Raw genomic sequence first — 17,242 nt, 5'->3', positions numbered from 1 at the left:
GGGGGGGGAGGGGGGGGGGGGAGGCCGAGGGGGACCGGTGCCGGTTGCCACAGCCCCCCCCCCCCGCCCCCCCGCCGCACCGCCCTCTCACCACGGCCCCGCCCCACCGCCGCGCCGCGCCGCGGGCCCCGCCCGGTCCGCCCCGCTGCGATGCGCCGCGGCTCCCGCCGGGGTCGTGCGCCGTGACCTGGTGCCCGCCCGGCTGCCTGCCGTGACCCGCCACGGCTCCCGCCCGGCCGCCCGCCGCGCCGCGGCTCCCGTCGCGGTCGTGCGCCGTGACCTGGTGCCCGCCCGGCGGCCTGCCGCGACCCGCCACGGCTCCCGCCCGGCCGCCCGCCGCGATGCGCCGCGGCTCCCGCCGGGGTCGTGCGCCGCGATGCGCCGCGGCTCCCGCCGGGGTCGTGCGCCGTGACCTGGTGCTCGCCCGGCTGCCAGCCGTGACCCGCCACGGCTCCCGCCCGGCCGCCCGTCGCGCCGCGCCGCGGCGCGGGTCCCGTTCAGGTCCCCGCCGCGATGCGGCGCAGCACGTCCGGGCGCAGGATCACCAGTGCCCGGCGGCCGGTGACGACCACGTCCCGTTCGCGCAGTTCCTTCAGCAGCCGCTGCACCGCTTCGCGGGAGGCGCCCACTGATCCGGCCAGCTCCTGCTTGCTCAGCGGCACGGACAGCTCGACGCCCTGCGCGGTGCGCCGGCCGTGGATGCGGGCCAGGTCGAGCAGGAGGGTGGCGAACCGTTCCTTGACGGTCATGGAGGCGAACTGCAGCCGGCGCCGGTCGGCCGCGCGGGTGCGGTCGGAGGCGAGGCCGAGCAGGGCGAAGGAGACGGCCGGGGAGCGGGCCAGGAACTCGGTGAAGCGCTCGCGCTGCACGGCGACGGTGCGCACCCGCTCCAGCGCGGTGACCGTCGCCGACCGGGGCCGGCCGGTCAGCGCGGCCGACTCGCCGACGATGTCGCCGGGGCCGCGCAGCGCGAGCAGCGCCTCGTAGCCGCTGGCCGCGGCGGCCGTGACCTTGGTCCAGCCGGCCACGATGAACAGCACGTGCGAGGAGGGCTCGCTCTGGTGGATCAGCACGACACGCGGGGCGTAGGACAGCTCGCGGCCGAGCGCGAGCAGCGCGGCCCGGTCCGGCTGCTCCAGCCGGGCCAGGAAGGGCACCCCGTCGTCCAGGCCCTCGTCACCCGGCACGGCTCCCGAGCCGCCGTGCGGCCTGGTCTCGGACATCTCCCCTGGCGTCCTCTCCGGTGTGCCCGGTAAGCGGCCGGCCGTCATCTCAACTCGTCCCCCCGTCGGCGTGGCGATCGCTCAACGTACTGAAACGCGGGGCCCGGCGCGGGGGAACCGGCGGGATTCCCCGGCACCCGGCACGGATCCCCGCAGGGACGACACGCCGGGGAAACTCGAACCCGGACAAGTCCGGCGTGTCAGGGTGGGCTGCATTTGTTTTGACCGAAGACCGTGCGGTAGGTACGCTCAGACCTTGTGCCTGGGGTGTGCCCTGGCCCTCGTGCGTGCCTTCAGACCGCATCGGGAGCCGCTATCGGCCACCGCAATCTGCGCCTCTTTCTGCACTTGCGGCGGGAGTCCGCGGGATTCGACACACCCGACCGCGTGGGTCGGCGATGTTCCAGGTTAGCTGTACCCATCGGCACACAGAAACCGGAGAAGTAGTGCCTACGATCCAGCAGCTGGTCCGCAAGGGCCGGCAGGACAAGGTCGAGAAGAACAAGACGCCCGCACTCGAGGGTTCGCCCCAGCGTCGTGGCGTCTGCACGCGTGTGTTCACGACTACCCCGAAGAAGCCGAACTCGGCCCTCCGCAAGGTCGCGCGTGTGCGTCTGACCAGCGGCATCGAGGTCACCGCTTACATTCCGGGTGAGGGACACAACCTGCAGGAGCACTCGATCGTGCTCGTGCGCGGCGGCCGTGTGAAGGACCTGCCGGGTGTTCGCTACAAGATCATCCGCGGCTCGCTCGACACCCAGGGTGTCAAGAACCGCAAGCAGGCTCGCAGCCGTTACGGCGCCAAGAAGGAGAAGTAAGAATGCCTCGTAAGGGCCCCGCCCCGAAGCGCCCGGTCATCATCGACCCGGTCTACGGCTCTCCTCTGGTGACCTCCCTGATCAACAAGGTGCTGCTGAACGGCAAGCGCTCCACCGCCGAGCGCATCGTCTACGGCGCCATGGAGGGCCTGCGCGAGAAGACCGGCAACGACCCGGTCATCACGCTCAAGCGCGCTCTGGAGAACATCAAGCCGACCCTCGAGGTCAAGTCCCGCCGTGTCGGTGGCGCCACCTACCAGGTGCCGGTCGAGGTCAAGCCCGGCCGCGCCAACACCCTGGCGCTGCGCTGGCTGGTCGGTTACTCCCGCGCCCGTCGCGAGAAGACCATGACCGAGCGTCTGCTCAACGAGCTCCTCGACGCCTCCAACGGCCTCGGCGCCGCTGTGAAGAAGCGCGAGGACACGCACAAGATGGCCGAGTCCAACAAGGCCTTCGCGCACTACCGCTGGTAGTCGCTACCCACATCGAGACCGAGAGAAGACTGAAGCCTTATGGCTACCACTTCACTTGACCTGGCCAGGGTCCGCAACATCGGGATCATGGCCCACATCGACGCGGGCAAGACGACCACCACCGAGCGGATCCTGTTCTACACCGGTGTCTCGTACAAGATCGGTGAGGTCCACGACGGCGCTGCCACCATGGACTGGATGGAGCAGGAGCAGGAGCGTGGCATCACGATCACCTCTGCTGCCACCACCTGTCACTGGTCGCTGAACGACGTCGACCACACCATCAACATCATCGACACGCCGGGCCACGTCGACTTCACCGTCGAGGTGGAGCGTTCGCTGCGCGTGCTCGACGGTGCCGTGACGGTGTTCGACGGCGTCGCCGGCGTCGAGCCCCAGTCCGAGACGGTGTGGCGTCAGGCGGACCGCTACGGCGTTCCGCGCATCTGCTTCGTCAACAAGCTCGACCGTACGGGCGCCGAGTTCCACCGCTGCGTGGACATGATCTCGGACCGCCTGGGCGCGCAGCCGCTCGTCATGCAGCTGCCGATCGGCGCCGAGGCCGACTTCAAGGGCGTCGTGGACCTGGTCCGCATGAAGGCGCTCGTGTGGTCCGCCGAGGCGGCCAAGGGCGAGATGTACGACGTCATCGACATCCCCGACACGCACACCGAGGCCGCCGAGGAGTGGCACGGCAAGCTGATCGAGGCCGTCGCGGAGAACGACGAAGAGATCATGGAGCTGTACCTGGAGGGCGAGGAGCCCACCGAGGAGCAGCTGTACGCCGCGATCCGTCGCATCACCATCGCGTCCGGCAAGTCCAGCGACACCACGGTCACCCCGGTGTTCTGCGGTACCGCGTTCAAGAACAAGGGCGTCCAGCCCCTGCTCGACGCGGTCGTGCGCTACCTGCCGACCCCGCTCGACGTCGAGGCCATCGAGGGCCACGCGGTCAACAACCCCGAAGAGGTCGTTCGCCGCAAGCCGTCGGAGGAGGAGCCCCTCTCCGCCCTCGCGTTCAAGATCATGAGCGACCCGCACCTCGGCAAGCTCACCTTCGTCCGGGTCTACTCGGGCCGCCTGGAGTCCGGCACCGCCGTGCTGAACTCCGTCAAGGGCAAGAAGGAGCGCATCGGCAAGATCTACCGCATGCACGCCAACAAGCGTGAGGAGATCGAGTCGGTGGGCGCCGGCGACATCGTCGCGGTCATGGGTCTGAAGCAGACCACGACCGGCGAGACGCTGTGCGACGACAAGCAGCCGGTGATCCTGGAGTCCATGGACTTCCCGGCGCCGGTCATCCAGGTCGCCATCGAGCCCAAGTCGAAGGGCGACCAGGAGAAGCTGGGCGTCGCGATCCAGCGGCTCGCGGAGGAGGACCCCTCCTTCCAGGTGCACACCAACGAGGAGACCGGCCAGACCATCATCGGCGGCATGGGCGAGCTGCACCTCGAGGTGCTGGTCGACCGTATGCGCCGTGAGTTCAAGGTCGAGGCCAACGTCGGCAAGCCGCAGGTCGCGTACCGCGAGACCATCCGCAAGGCGGTCGAGCGGGTCGACTACACGCACAAGAAGCAGACCGGTGGCACCGGCCAGTTCGCCAAGGTGCAGATCGCGATCGAGCCGCTCGAGGGTGGCGACACCTCGTACGAGTTCGTGAACAAGGTCACCGGTGGCCGTATCCCGAAGGAGTACATCCCTTCGGTGGACGCCGGCTGCCAGGAGGCCATGCAGTTCGGCATCCTCGCGGGCTACGAGATGACGGGCGTCCGCGTCACGCTTCTCGACGGTGGCTACCACGAGGTCGACTCCTCCGAGCTCGCGTTCAAGATCGCCGGTTCGCAGGCCTTCAAGGAGGCCGCGCGCAAGGCCGGTCCCGTGCTTCTCGAGCCGATGATGGCCGTCGAGGTCACCACGCCCGAGGACTACATGGGCGATGTCATCGGCGACATCAACTCCCGCCGTGGCCAGATCCAGGCCATGGAGGAGCGGGCGGGTGCCCGCGTCGTGAAGGGCCTCGTGCCCCTCTCGGAGATGTTCGGCTACGTCGGAGACCTCCGCAGCAAGACGTCGGGTCGCGCCAGCTACTCGATGCAGTTCGACTCCTACGCCGAGGTTCCGCGGAACGTCGCCGAGGAGATCATCGCGAAGGCCAAGGGCGAGTAACTCAGCCGAGTTCCAGCCCTTAGGCTTGACTCCGGAGCCTCAAGGGGCATTCCACCGCGAACACGGCCGGAATGCCCCGGGAGCTCCGGGCCATCCAGCAAAGATCACCTGGCGCCGATGAAGTAAGGCGTACAGAACCACTCCACAGGAGGACCCCAGTGGCGAAGGCGAAGTTCGAGCGGACTAAGCCGCACGTCAACATCGGCACCATCGGTCACATCGACCACGGTAAGACGACCCTCACGGCCGCCATTACCAAGGTGCTGCACGACGCGTACCCGGAGCTGAACGAGGCCACCCCGTTCGACAACATCGACAAGGCGCCCGAGGAGCGTCAGCGCGGTATCACCATCTCCATCGCGCACGTCGAGTACCAGACCGAGGCGCGTCACTACGCCCACGTCGACTGCCCGGGTCACGCGGACTACATCAAGAACATGATCACCGGTGCCGCGCAGATGGACGGCGCGATCCTGGTGGTCGCCGCCACCGACGGCCCGATGCCGCAGACCAAGGAGCACGTGCTCCTGGCCCGCCAGGTCGGCGTTCCGTACATCGTGGTCGCCCTGAACAAGGCCGACATGGTGGACGACGAGGAGATCATGGAGCTCGTCGAGCTCGAGGTCCGTGAGCTGCTCTCCGAGTACGAGTTCCCGGGCGACGACCTGCCGGTCGTCCGTGTCTCCGCTCTCAAGGCCCTCGAGGGCGACGAGAAGTGGACCCAGTCGGTCCTGGAGCTCATGAACGCCGTCGACACCGCGATCCCGGAGCCGGAGCGCGACGTCGACAAGCCGTTCCTGATGCCGATCGAGGACGTCTTCACCATCACCGGTCGCGGTACGGTCGTCACCGGCCGCATCGAGCGTGGTGTCCTCAAGGTCAACGAGACCGTCGACATCATCGGCATCAAGCAGGAGAAGACCACCACCACGGTCACCGGCATCGAGATGTTCCGCAAGCTGCTCGACGAGGGCCAGGCCGGTGAGAACGTCGGTCTGCTGCTCCGCGGCATCAAGCGCGAGGACGTCGAGCGCGGCCAGGTCATCATCAAGCCGGGCTCGGTCACCCCGCACACCGAGTTCGAGGCGCAGGCCTACATCCTGTCCAAGGACGAGGGTGGCCGCCACACGCCGTTCTTCAACAACTACCGCCCGCAGTTCTACTTCCGCACGACGGATGTGACCGGCGTGGTGACCCTCCCCGAGGGCACCGAGATGGTCATGCCGGGTGACAACACCGAGATGAAGGTGGAGCTCATCCAGCCCGTCGCCATGGAAGAGGGCCTGAAGTTCGCCATCCGTGAGGGTGGTCGCACCGTGGGCGCCGGCCAGGTCACCAAGATCAACAAGTGATCTCGGCCCGGTAGCCGCAGCGTGAGCTGAGCACCGGGGAGGGCCCGTACGACTTCGGTCGTACGGGCCCTTTCGCATGCCCGGAACTTCGGCCGTCGGCGGCGGGCGGTGCCGCGGTGATCATCGGTGTACCGGTTCGGTCACGGTCGGTCGGTGTGTCTGTCCGGTGGCGGAGACGTCCGGAAAGCTGAGTCGGTTGTCATCTCAGCGTCTCCTGTGAAGAGAGTGGGTTCGTGGGTACCGTTCCGCCGCCTGAGCAGCCCGACGAGCGGTCCGGCGAGGAGCCGGTCATATCCGACGAGCAGTGGGAGGCGTTCCTGCGTGAGTCGGTGGAGGGCGGCGGCGCACCACCGCCCAAGGAGCCGTCCGCACGGGCCCGGATGGTGGCCCGCCGGCTCCGGGAGGAGGAGGAACGGGCCGCACAGAACGCGCGCGGCGGCCGACGGGGCCGGTGGCGTCGCCGCACCGCGGCGGCCCCGGCGCACGGCCCGCGGCCATGGACCCCGGCCGGCTGGCACACCGGCCCCGCCTGGCGGGAGCGGAACGGCCGCGCTCGGCGCAACCGCCGGCTGTGGTCCGCGCTCGGCCTCGTCCTCGCGGTCGCGGTCGCCCTCGTCGCCGTACGGCCGTCCCTGCTGACCGACCGGCTGCCCGGACACGAGGCGCCGGCCGATGCCGCGCCCTCGCCGCTGCCCGCCGAGACGGCGCTGCCGAGCAGCGCGCCCGGCGCGGCCGGGAGCGGGACGCCGACCCTCGCCCACCCCTTCCGCGGTTCGCCCGCGCTGGCCTGGGGCGACGGTGCGGACGCCATCGAACTGCCGCGCGCCGAGGCCGTCGGCGGACTCGGCGCGGACGACGTGGCGCTCGCGCTGCGCCGCACCAAGGACTTCCTGATCGCCACGAACCTGGACCCGGCCGTGCTCCAGGGCGCGCAGCCGACCGCGGCGATGGCGCTGCTGGACCCGAAGCAGCCGGGGACCCTGCCGAGGCTGCGGCGCTCGCTGAGCGACCCCGACCGCGACCACGACCCGCTGAACCTCGTCACCCGCTTCGACCCGGCCGAGGTGCGCCCCGCCGGCGACACGGTGAAGGTGCGCGGCCATATGACCTTCGCCGCCGGGCAGCCCGGCCAGGTGCGGGTGCACGCCGACTACACCTTCGTCTACCCGCTGGTGCGGGCGGGCGCGGGCGCGGACGACGACGCCCCGGTGGCCCGCACCGTCGTCCGCCGCGAACTGACCATGAACCTGGTCGATCCGGCCCGGTGGAAGGCCACGCCCGGCAAGCTGACGATCGAGCGGTACAGCTCGGACACCTACAACAACGAGTGCGACGTCCACGACGGCTACGCCCACCCCGTCTTCCCCGGCACCGGCCCGACCGGCGCCCCGGCCACCGGCGCAGCCGTCGACCCGTACGACCGCAGCCGGTCCCTGGAGGGGCGGAAGCCGGACGGGTGCGGGGTGGTCACCCGCACCTGAGCCCGGCGGCACCCGAGGCGCTGCGGCACCTGAGCCCGGTGGCCCCAGGGCTTGGTGGCCGGGGGCGGTCGGCGTGGCTGGGTGCGGGGTGAGGCGCAGGGGCGCGGGGAGGCGTACCGGAGTCGGCGCGGTCGGACGAACGCCGGGCCCGGGCGCCCCCCTCGGTGCGCCCGGGCCCGGCCCACCCCCATGGTGGTCGGCGGATCAGCGGTCCGGCCGGTGGCTCAGACTCGCTGCCACAGCGCGGGCACGTTCGGCGGCTCCCAGCCCGGCTGCGCCTGGTGGCCCTGGAGGCAGCGGTAGGAGGCGCCGCCGTAGGTGACCGTGTCGCCGGCCTGGTAGACGGTGCCGGCCGCCCAGGTGCCGCCGGGGTTCCCGGGGCCCGGGTCGCCGGGGCCGGGGTCGTCCGTGGTGGTCTTCAGGGTCAGCCCGTAGGCGGACAGGATCGGGTTGATCGGCTGGAAGAAGGTCGTCCCGCCGCTCGTGCAGTCGCCCGAGCCGCCCGAGGTGACGCCCTGCGCCTGGCTGCCCGAGATGAAGGACCCGCCCGAGTCGCCGGGCTCCGCGCACACCGAGGTGCGGGTCACCCCGGAGACGGTGCCCTCCTGGTAGGTGACGCTGGTGTTGAGCTGCTGGACGGTGCCGCAGTGCCAGCCGGTCGTCGAGCCGGAACGGCACACCGACGCGCCCACGGTCGCCACCGTGGACCCGGTCACCTGGAGGTTCTGGCCGTTCTGGCTGACGTAAGGAGTCGCGGTCCAGCTGGAGTTGGCCGCCACCCAGGCCATGTCGTTGCCCGGGAAGACGGATGCCTGGAAGGTGCCCTGGGACACCTGGTTGGCGCCGGTGGTGGGGTAGCCGGCCCGGCCGCAGTGACCGGCCGTGGCGAAGCCCTGCTGGGTGCCGCGGGTGATGGGGAAGCCGATCGAGCAGCGGGTGTTGCCGTTGATGTAGTAGGCGTCGCCGCCCCGCAGGTCGTAGAGCGGGCGGGGCCGCTCGGCGGACTTCACGACCTTGGCGAGCGAGGCGTCGACTCCGGCCGCCGCCAGCAGGGAACGCGCCGCGGCGGGCCGTACCGCCTCGAGAACCAGCGTGTTGGTGCGGACGTCGACGTACCAGACCGGGGTGTCGGCGGTGTCCCGGTGCGCGGCGGCCCGGTCCAGACGGGCCTTCGCCGCGTCCAGCGCGGCCAGGGAGTGCGGTACGACGGCCGGTTCCGCGCCCCGCGCCCGGATCGCCGCCGCGTCGGCGGGGTCCGTCGTCGCCACGGTCAGCGTGGCCGAGTCGGCGCCGTGCACCCAGGCGCCCGCGAAGTCGGCGCCCAGGGCGGCCCGCAGCCGGCCCGCGGTGGCGCCGGCCGCCGCCTCGTTCGCCAGCCGCCGCTCGGCCTGGCGCCGGTCGATGCCCAGGTCGCGCTGCATGGCCCGCAGGACGGCGGCGGAGGTGTCGGCGGTGCGCAGCGTCTCGGCGGCCGTCGGCGCCGCCGCCCGCGACTGCGCGGGGGCGGTGGCGGTGGCGGCTGCGGCGCCGGGGGCCGTACCGGCGTTCGCCGTGCCGCTCAGCCCCGTCAGGACCAGGGCGCCGGTCGCCACGGCGGCGGCCAGGGCGGCTCTGGAGTGTCGCTGGAGCATGGGGGTCTCCTCGGTCTCGGTGGGGAGGGGTGGGGCGGTGTGGGAGGTGCCGAAACCGTAGGGAGGCCCAACCGGGCGGCATAAGCCTCCGGTTGACCCCCTGGGGCGGTGTTATGGAAGGGGGCGGGGTGGGGGAGGGGGCGAGGTGCGGACGGGTCCTGGTCCGTGCTGGGGGTGTGGGTGAGGGTTGGGCGGGGTCTGGTCCGTGCCGGGGGTGCGGGTGAGGGTCGGGCAGGGTCTGGACCGTGCCGGGGCAGGGGCGAGGGTCGGGCGTTCCTAGTCCGTGCCGGTGAGCCCCGGCGTCCCGCTGCCGCCGCCCGCGAGCCAGTCGGCGTAGCTCTCGCTGCGTGCCGCCGCGTCGGTGTGGGCGGTGCGCGCCTGTGCGAGGACGGTCGCCGCGGTCTCGGCGCGCTGGGTCGCCGGGTGCCAGCCCAGCAGGTGCCGCCAGCGCAGCGGGGTGCCGGCCAGCGGCCGGGTGGCGATGCCGGGCGTGGTCGGGAAGGTGGCCCGGCACAGCCCGACCGCCCGCCCCACCTGGACCAGGTGCGCGCAGGAGACGACGTCCGTCTCGTACATCCGGCCGGGTGCGAAGCCCGCGCGGGCGCAGGCGGCGGTGAAGCAGTCGCCGAAGCAGCCGTCGCCGGGCACGCACGCCCACTCCTCGTCCGCCAGCTCGGCCAGCTCCACCTCGGGCGCGCGGGCGAGCGGATGGGCCTCGGGGAGCATGACGAAGACCGGGTCGACGGCGAACTCCTGCCAGACCAGGTGTTCGGCGTCCGGCGGCGCGGCGGTGCCGCAGACCCCGGCGACGGCGAAGTCGAGGCGCCCCTCGGTGAGCAGCGCGGCGAGTTCCCGTTCCGACCAGGAGGCGTGGGTGGTCACCTCGGCGTCGGGCGCGGCGGCGGCCAGCAGGTCCACCAGGGCGCCCAGCAGCGGCCCGTGGGTGCCGCCGAGCCGCAGCCGCCGCCCCTTCCGCCCGGCGCGGTCGCGGGCGAACCGGACGGCCTCCTGCTGGAGTTCGCTCACCGCGGGCAGCACGATACGGGCGCGTTCCAGCACCAGTTCGCCGAGCGCGGTGGCGCGCACTCCGTGCCGTCCGCGCTCGAACAGCTCGCCGCCGAGGGTGCGTTCGATGCGTCTGAGCTGAGCGCTCAGCGCGGGCTGCGCGAGCCCCAGGACCGTCGCCGCCCGGGTGAGACTCCCGGCTTCGGCGATCGTCCGGACCGTCTTGAGATGCCGCAACTCAAGCTCCATGCAGGGAGCTTGCGACGCCCGCGGCACCGGGGCAAGGGGTTGGTCCGGACCACTGGAGGCACGGCGGTGCACGCCGCACGCGGACCGCCGCCGCTCCGAAACTATTCGGCGCGTACGACCCCTGGCCCCCACGGACCACTCGCCCCACCATTTGTCATGCCGCTGACCAAATTCGAGTGGGAGGGGTGCGCCATGTCCGCGCACGTCAGTCGCAGGGCCGTCCTCGGGGCAGGGCTTGCCGCCGTACCCGTGCTGTCGTCGTCGGGGGCGGTGTGGGCGGCGGGGAACCCGGCCGGAAGCGGGACCGGTCGAGGCTCCGCCTCCGCCCCCGCCTCCGGCCCGGGCGGGCTGCGGGTCACGGACCCGGGCGCGTACGTCTCCTTCGCCCCCACCGCCCCCGCCCCCGGCGCCTTCCCGCTGATCGGCGCACCGGTCCTGACCGGCGACGGCGACCACCCCGGCGTCGTGAGGGTCGCCGCCGATCTGCGCTCCGACATCGCCCGGGTCACGGGCGTACGGCCCGGGTCCACCGTCGCCCGGCGCGCCGTGCTCGTCGGCACCATCGGCCGCAGCCCGCTGATCGACGGCTTGGTGAGGTCCGGCAAACTGGACGTCACGGGGGTGCGCGGCCGGTGGGAGACCTCGCTCCAGACGGTCGTGGACCATCCGATGCCGGGCGTCGAGCAGGCCCTCGTCATCGCGGGCAGCGACCCGCGCGGCACGATCTTCGGCGCGTACGACCTCTCGTACGGCATCGGCGTCTCGCCCTGGTACTGGTGGGACGACGTGCCGCCGGTGCGCCGCGGCCACGTGTGGGTGCTGCCGGGCCGGCACACCCAGGGCACCCCGGTCGTCCGCTACCGGGGGATCTTCATCAACGACGAGAACCCGGCCCTCGGCACCTGGGCCCCGGCCCACTTCGGCCCCGGCAAGGCGGACGGCTACCCGGGCGGCTTCACCGCCGACTTCTACGCCAAGGTCTTCGAGCTGCTGCTGCGCCTGAAGGCCAACTACCTCTGGCCGGCGGTGTGGGGCCGGGCGTTCGCCGAGGACGCCCCGGACAACCACCGGCGCGCCGCCGAGTACGGCATCGTCATGGGCACCTCCCACGAGGCCCCGATGATGCGCGGCATCGAGGAGTGGAACCGCCACGCGGTCCCCGCGGTGCGCGCCGCGGACGGCACGATCACCACCCCCGGCCACGACCCCTACGGCGGCACCGGCGAGTGGTCGTACCGGCGCAACGCCGAGGCGCTGAAGGCGTATTGGCGGGCGGGTGTGCGGCGCATGGTGGACGAGGGGTTCGAGGGCGTGGTCACCGTCGGCATGCGCGGCAACGGCGACACCAGCCTCCCCGACGGCGACGGCATCGAGCTGATGCGGGAGATCATCGCCGAGCAGCGCCGCATCATCGAGGAGGTCACGGGGAGGCCGGCCGCCGAGACCCCGCAGGTGTGGACGCTCTACAAGGAGGTCCAGCACTACTGGGACCGGGGCCTGCGTGTGCCCGACGACGTCACGGTCGTCCTCACCGACGACAACTGGGGCAACATCCGCAAGCACCCCGACCCGGCGGAGCCCGCCCGCACCGGCGGCTACGGCCTCTACTACCACTTCGACTACGTAGGCGTCGGCCGCAACTACAAGTGGGTCGACACCGCCAACCTCACCAACCTGTGGGACCAGCTCCACCAGGCCCACGCCTACGGCAACCACGGCCTGTGGGTGACCAACGTCGGCGACCTCAAGGGCAACGAACTGCCCACCGAGTTCTTCCTCAACTACGCCTGGAACCCGGAGAGCTGGCCGCAGGAACGCCTCGCCGCGTGGGAACGCCGCTACGCCCGCCAGAACTTCGGCGAGGACCAGGCCACCGCCGTCGCCGCCGTCCTCTCCGACTACGGCCGCCTCCAGGCCCGCCGCAAACCGGAGTTGCTGAACCGCCGCATCACCGTCGAGGACGGCCAGGTGGTCTACGACGACCAACAGAGCCCGTACTACTTCGCCCACGGCGAGCTGGACCGGGTGACCGAGGAGTGGCGGGCCCTGGCGAAACGGGCGGACAAGGTGGCGGGCAGGCTCCCGCGCGACCGCCAGGACGCCTGGTACGAGCTGGTCGGCTACGAGGTGCGGGCGACGGCCAACCTCTACGAGCTGCGCCGCGCCGAGTTCACCAACCTCCTCTACGCCGCCCAGGGCCGGGCCGCGGCCAACGCGCTGGCCGACCGTGCGGAAGCCGGCCTGGAACGCGACCTCGCCCTGGCCGACCGCTTCAACTCCCAGGTCGCCGACGGGAAATGGAAGGGCTTCCAGACCCAGCCGCACATCGACTACGGCGACGTGGACCGCTACGGCCCCAACGCCCCCTGGCAGCAGCCCGAGAAGGACAACGTGGCCCTCCCGGACGTCCTGTTCCCGGCGGTACGGCGGATCGAGGTGCCGACCGCCGCCGCCCTGGGTGTGTCGGTGGACGGCGCGGAGGACACGGGCAGGTGGTGGCCGGGAGACGCGGGAAGCGAGCCGCCGGAGCCGCCGCAGCTTCCGGAGTTCAGCCCGTACCAGACGCGCCCGCAGCAGTACCTGGAGATCTTCAACCGGGGCCGGACGCCGTTCGGTTACGAGGTGCGGGCCTCGGCGCCCTGGCTGAAGGCGGACCGCCCGAGGGGCCGGGTGGAGCAGCAGGTGCGGGTGGAGGTGCGCGTCGACTGGTCGAAGGTCCCGGCCGGCGGCGCGGAGGGCGCCCTCACGGTGACGGGCGCGGGCAGCACGGTGACCGTCCGCTGCACGGCCCGCAAGCCGTCCCCGCGGGGCCTGCGCGGCTTCGTCGAGGCGTGCGGCTACGTCGCGATCGACGCCGAGCACCATGACCGGGCCGTGGGGCGGTGGCGCCGCCTGGACGGCATCGGCCGCACGACCTCGGGCATGACCCCGTGGCCGGTCACCTCCGCGCCCCGCACCCCGGGCGGCGCGGACGCGGCCCGCCTGGAGTACGAGGTCACGCTGCTGAGCGCGCCGGGCGAGGTCACGGTGTGGGCGGAACTCTCCCCGCGCAACGCCGCCGTACCGGCGAGCGGCGGCGCCCTGCGCTACGCGCTCTCCTTCGACGACGACGCGCCCCGGACGGTGGACGTCATCGCGGCCACGGGATCGGACGACGGCACGATGAACACCGCGTGGGCGCGCAACACCTCCGACAACGTCAACCGCACGGCCACGACGCACACGATCACGCGCGCGGGCGTGCACCGGCTGAAGTTCTGGGCGGTGGACCCGACGGTGGTGGTGCAGCGGCTGCTGATCGACACGGGGGGTCTGCCGCGGATGTATCTGGGGCCGGCGGAGAGCCTGCGGGTGTGAGGGGTGCGGCCTCGGAGCGAGGGGGGCTCCGCCCCTGGGTGCGGGGGAGTCGACTTCTGGGCGAGGGGGGGGGTGAACGGGTCGTAACCGCGACGAAGTGCGCCGCCGGCCGGTTGAGGTGCTGAGCCGCCGGCCGGTTGAGGTGCTGAAGAGTGCCGACGCGGCACTCGGCGCGGTGAAGGACGGTGGACGGCGGCAGTCGGCTCCGGACCGAAGGACCTGGCCTCCACGCCCGCGGAGAAGCGGGCCGCGGCCCACGCGATCGCGAAGGACATCGAGCCCGGCACCCGCGGGGCGGGGCGGTGACCGGACGAGGAGACCGGGTCCGCCGTCCGGTCCCTCCGCGCGCGCGACGGCGACGGCTGGCTCACCGCGGCAGCCCTGCACAGGGCACGACGCCGGGGGTGGGGGTGGGGGGTGCCGGACGTGGTTGTGTCTGGAGCAGGTGCGGGTGTGGGCGCGGGGGTGCGGCGGAGCCGTCTGGGCCGTCCGGGCCGACGGTGCCGCGGCCCGCGTCCGCGCTGGATGGGTACTGACGGGTGCTGACGAGGCCGCACGTACCGACGCAGCGGACGCCGACAGCGGACAGCGGACAGCGGACAGTGGGCAGCAGGCAGCGGGCTTGGGAACAGGGAACAGGGGAACGAGCGACGCTGCCGACGTACCACGAGATCATGACCGCCGACCTGGCCGCGCTGACCGCGGCGGCCGACCGGTGGGACGGCATGGCGGGGGAGTTCGGGAAGCAGGAGACGCTCTACCGGGGCCGTGTGCACGGCATCGTGACGGGCGACTCGTGGCGGGGCCTGAGGCCGTCACAGCTCCCTGCCTGGTCTATTCGGGGAGCGAAGTCGTCCTCAGCCTCCGCTTCTCCTGGCGACCGGTGGCGACGGACCTCATGTATCTGCCGCAGAGCACCGGAACGGTCTCGGGCGTCACAGACCCCCGCCCCCTCACCTCCCCCTATCCCACCGCCAGGACACCGAGAAGTTCATGCGGGCCTGCTTCCCGGCCACGCTCGACACCCTGGGCTGCCGGACCACGGCCCCTACCGCCGCCGGCCCCGACCGGACTCCGTGAGGGACGGCGGGGTATGAGTACCAGCACTCATGCGCCGCTCACGGCACGCCCGTTTGAATGGGCGCCGGTGACCGATGCGTACCGGTGAGTGGACAGCTGGAGTCCACACTGTCACCGCCCATAGCTACAGTTGTCACCAAGCTTGCACCGATGAACACACGGGGGAGGGTGTCGAGTTGTCGAGCGATGCTGGAACCGACGCGCCGCTGTCACCGCTGGTGCCGGTGCTGACCGGCCTGGGTGCCCTGGGCGGGTTGCCGGGCCTGGCCGGTGGAGCCGCGGCGGATCTGTACACGGAACTGTCGTCGTTCACGGAGTTCCGCAAGAAGGTGGACGACCTGATCCGCGACCTGAAGGGTTCGCAGGCGGGCCCGGGGAAGGTGGGCCGGGACCAGCTCACCCGCCACGAGTTCGGCGGTGGCGGCGGCGCGTGGGCCGAGGCGGCCGGTCTGTACTCGGCGTACGAGACGGTGATCACCGAGCTGGAGACGCTGTCGAAGCTGCTGTCCGACTCCATGGAGGGCATGGGGATCGCCGTCCTGGCCTCGCACAAGGGCTATCAGAACATCGACGCGGACGTCCGCAACCGGATGGCGGCGATCAGCGCGGAGACGACCAAGCACTACGGCGGCAGCTACGACCCCTCGCGGCACAACGGCGCCGGCGGTCACGGTCACGGCGGCGCGACGGAGCCGGAGCAGCCCGCACAGCCGTCGACGGGCGACACGGGCGGCGCGATCTGATGGTTTTCCAGGCGACGGGGGATGAGTGATGGCCGGCGGCGGTACATCTTTCGAGAGCATGAGCCACGAGCAGATGCTGGCGTGGCTCGACCAGGCGAACTCGGGCGAGGTGCAGGCCGCCGCGAGCCGTCTGGCGACGGCTGCGACGGAGATCCAGAAGATCGGCGAGCAGCTGAAGGTCCGTCCGCAGGTGGTGGAGTGGAAGGGCGAGGGCGCGGAGGCGTTCCGCTCCTGGGCCAACGAACTGGCCAACTCCACACTGCGCCTGGCCGACTTCAGCAAGGCGGCGGGTGAGCAGCTGGGGCACGTGTCGACGGCGATCGCGACGGCTCAGGCGTCGATCCCGCGGGACACGAAGGGCGCGCAGGCGAACCTGGACGCGGCGACGGCCGCGCACAACGACCCGGACGCGGCGGCGATCCGCGCGAAGTCCGCGAGCGAACTGGCGGCGCTGAAGGCGAACCAGGAGAAGGTCCGCCAGGAAGCGGCGGACCAGATGCGCAAACTGGCCCAGTCCTACCAGGCGTCCTCCACCCACATGAACACCCTGGAACGCCCGAAGTTCCCACCACCGCCGCAGGACCTCGTGCCCGGTCGCCGTGAGACGTCCGAGGATCTGGCACGTCCGGGGAGTGGTGCGGAGGGTACGCCGAAGGGTGTGTACGGCGGTGGTGGCTCCCTTCCGGCGGCCGCCGGCGGCTCGGGGACGACGAGTCCCCAGCACCACAGTGTCGTTGCGCCCTCAGCGCACCACTCGGAGCCGTCGAAAAGCGTCCCGTCGCTGCCGGACAGCGGCTCGTCCGATCATGTGCGTCCGCCTGCACCCGCGCCTTCCCCGCACGTCGCCGTGGACTCGGTGGGTACGCTGCCGGACACCCACCAGCAGGCGTCCACAGGCCCGACGGGCGTCCCTCCCACGACCACCCGTCCTGACCCTGGACTTGTGCTGCCGACGACCACGTCGATCCCGCCGATGGCAGGGGGCACGGCGCGTCTGCCTTCGGCTTCGGGCCCGGTGGGGAGGCAGTTCGGCGGAGGGCGTGTCCCCGGGCAGGCCGGTTCAGGCCCCGTCAGTTCGGTTTCCAGCCGCGGGGTCACTGGGGCGGGTGCCGGTTCGGGACGCGCTCTGCCCTTCGCCGACGAAGCGACCGGTCGACCCGTGTCAGGGGCTCAGCAACCGGCCTCCGGCCGGGGTGTCTCCTCCGGGGCGTCCGGTTCCGGCATCACCGGGGGGCGTCCGTCGACGACCAGCGGTGCCGGAAGGCCGACGGGGCGCGTTCCCGGCGGGGCGCTCGGCGGGGAGCCGGCCGGCGGGCGAGGCTCCAGCGGCCGTGCGCCGATCGCGGGCCGGCAGGTTCAGCCGGGTCAGTCCGCCGCTCGCGGGACCGGTCCGGCCGGGGGACGTGCCATGCCGTCGGCTCGCGACGGCATCGTCGGCGGCACCCAGCAGCGGCCGGGCCGTACGCCGGCGCGCCCCGGTGCACCGCTGCCGTCGGCGCCGACCCGGGGAGGCATCTCCGGTGGCGTGCCCAGCGAGCGTGACAGCAGGGGAAGGCTCCGCAACACTGCGGGCGGCTCCACCGCGGGCGCTCGCAAGCGCCGGGACAAGCGGGACGACGAGCGCCGTGACGAACGGCCGACCACCGACTGAGACCAGGGGATAC

The 17,242-nt window shown here is 72.2% G+C and carries 11 protein-coding genes; 8 read left to right on the top strand and 3 right to left on the bottom strand.

All coding sequences use genetic code 11. The features are described from left to right. Window positions 1–497 precede the first annotated feature (497 nt). A complete protein-coding gene (locus K7787_RS14480) occupies window positions 498–1,223 on the bottom strand; it encodes a Crp/Fnr family transcriptional regulator (RefSeq protein WP_164387428.1) in 726 nt (241 codons plus the stop codon). Window positions 1,224–1,669: 446 nt separating this feature from the next. Between K7787_RS14480 and rpsL the strand changes: the two genes are divergently transcribed. The 5 genes from rpsL (at window position 1,670) to K7787_RS14455 (ending at window position 7,513) form a co-directional block, all read left to right on the top strand. After that, a complete protein-coding gene (gene rpsL / locus K7787_RS14475) occupies window positions 1,670–2,041 on the top strand; it encodes a 30S ribosomal protein S12 (RefSeq protein ID WP_003948652.1) in 372 nt (123 codons plus the stop codon). A gap of 2 nt (window positions 2,042–2,043) precedes the next feature. After that, a complete protein-coding gene (gene rpsG, locus K7787_RS14470) occupies window positions 2,044–2,514 on the top strand; it encodes a 30S ribosomal protein S7 (protein WP_003998848.1) in 471 nt (156 codons plus the stop codon). A 39-nt stretch (window positions 2,515–2,553) separates the two neighbouring features. Further along, window positions 2,554–4,680 carry an elongation factor G gene (fusA, locus tag K7787_RS14465; protein WP_009190113.1) on the top strand — a complete coding sequence of 709 codons (2,127 nt, stop codon included), beginning with the start codon at window positions 2,554–2,556 and terminating at the stop codon, window positions 4,678–4,680. A 158-nt stretch (window positions 4,681–4,838) separates the two neighbouring features. Further along, window positions 4,839–6,032, top strand: coding sequence for an elongation factor Tu (gene tuf / locus K7787_RS14460; RefSeq protein WP_223001621.1), 1,194 nt, complete (start codon window positions 4,839–4,841; stop codon window positions 6,030–6,032). 233 nt (window positions 6,033–6,265) lie between these two features. Then, entirely contained in the window at window positions 6,266–7,513 is a 1,248-nt protein-coding gene (locus tag K7787_RS14455) for a hypothetical protein (protein WP_223001620.1), read from the top strand. 224 nt (window positions 7,514–7,737) lie between these two features. Here K7787_RS14455 and K7787_RS14450 read toward each other — a convergent pair whose 3' ends face one another. Next, window positions 7,738–9,144: an alpha-lytic protease prodomain-containing protein gene (locus K7787_RS14450; RefSeq protein WP_223001619.1), complete on the bottom strand. Its 1,407-nt coding sequence runs from the start codon at window positions 9,142–9,144 to the stop codon at window positions 7,738–7,740. Window positions 9,145–9,420: 276 nt separating this feature from the next. Next, window positions 9,421–10,398: a LysR family transcriptional regulator gene (locus K7787_RS14445; RefSeq protein ID WP_164387839.1), complete on the bottom strand. Its 978-nt coding sequence runs from the start codon at window positions 10,396–10,398 to the stop codon at window positions 9,421–9,423. A gap of 192 nt (window positions 10,399–10,590) precedes the next feature. Between K7787_RS14445 and K7787_RS14440 the strand changes: the two genes are divergently transcribed. The 3 genes from K7787_RS14440 (at window position 10,591) to K7787_RS14430 (ending at window position 17,229) form a co-directional block, all read left to right on the top strand. Beyond that, a complete protein-coding gene (locus tag K7787_RS14440) occupies window positions 10,591–13,755 on the top strand; it encodes a glycosyl hydrolase 115 family protein (protein ID WP_223001626.1) in 3,165 nt (1,054 codons plus the stop codon). A 1,256-nt stretch (window positions 13,756–15,011) separates the two neighbouring features. Then, complete coding sequence (locus K7787_RS14435; protein WP_233359788.1) at window positions 15,012–15,578, top strand: DUF2563 family protein; 567 nt, start codon at window positions 15,012–15,014, stop codon at window positions 15,576–15,578. 58 nt (window positions 15,579–15,636) lie between these two features. Further along, window positions 15,637–17,229, top strand: coding sequence for a translation initiation factor IF-2 (locus K7787_RS14430; protein ID WP_247720872.1), 1,593 nt, complete (start codon window positions 15,637–15,639; stop codon window positions 17,227–17,229). Window positions 17,230–17,242: the final 13 nt, after the last annotated feature.

Source organism: Streptomyces sennicomposti, from assembly GCF_019890635.1.
Lineage (GTDB): Bacteria > Actinomycetota > Actinomycetes > Streptomycetales > Streptomycetaceae > Streptomyces > Streptomyces sennicomposti.
The sequence above is the reverse complement of the archived record's forward strand: the minus strand, read 5'-3'. Positions and strand labels throughout refer to the sequence as shown.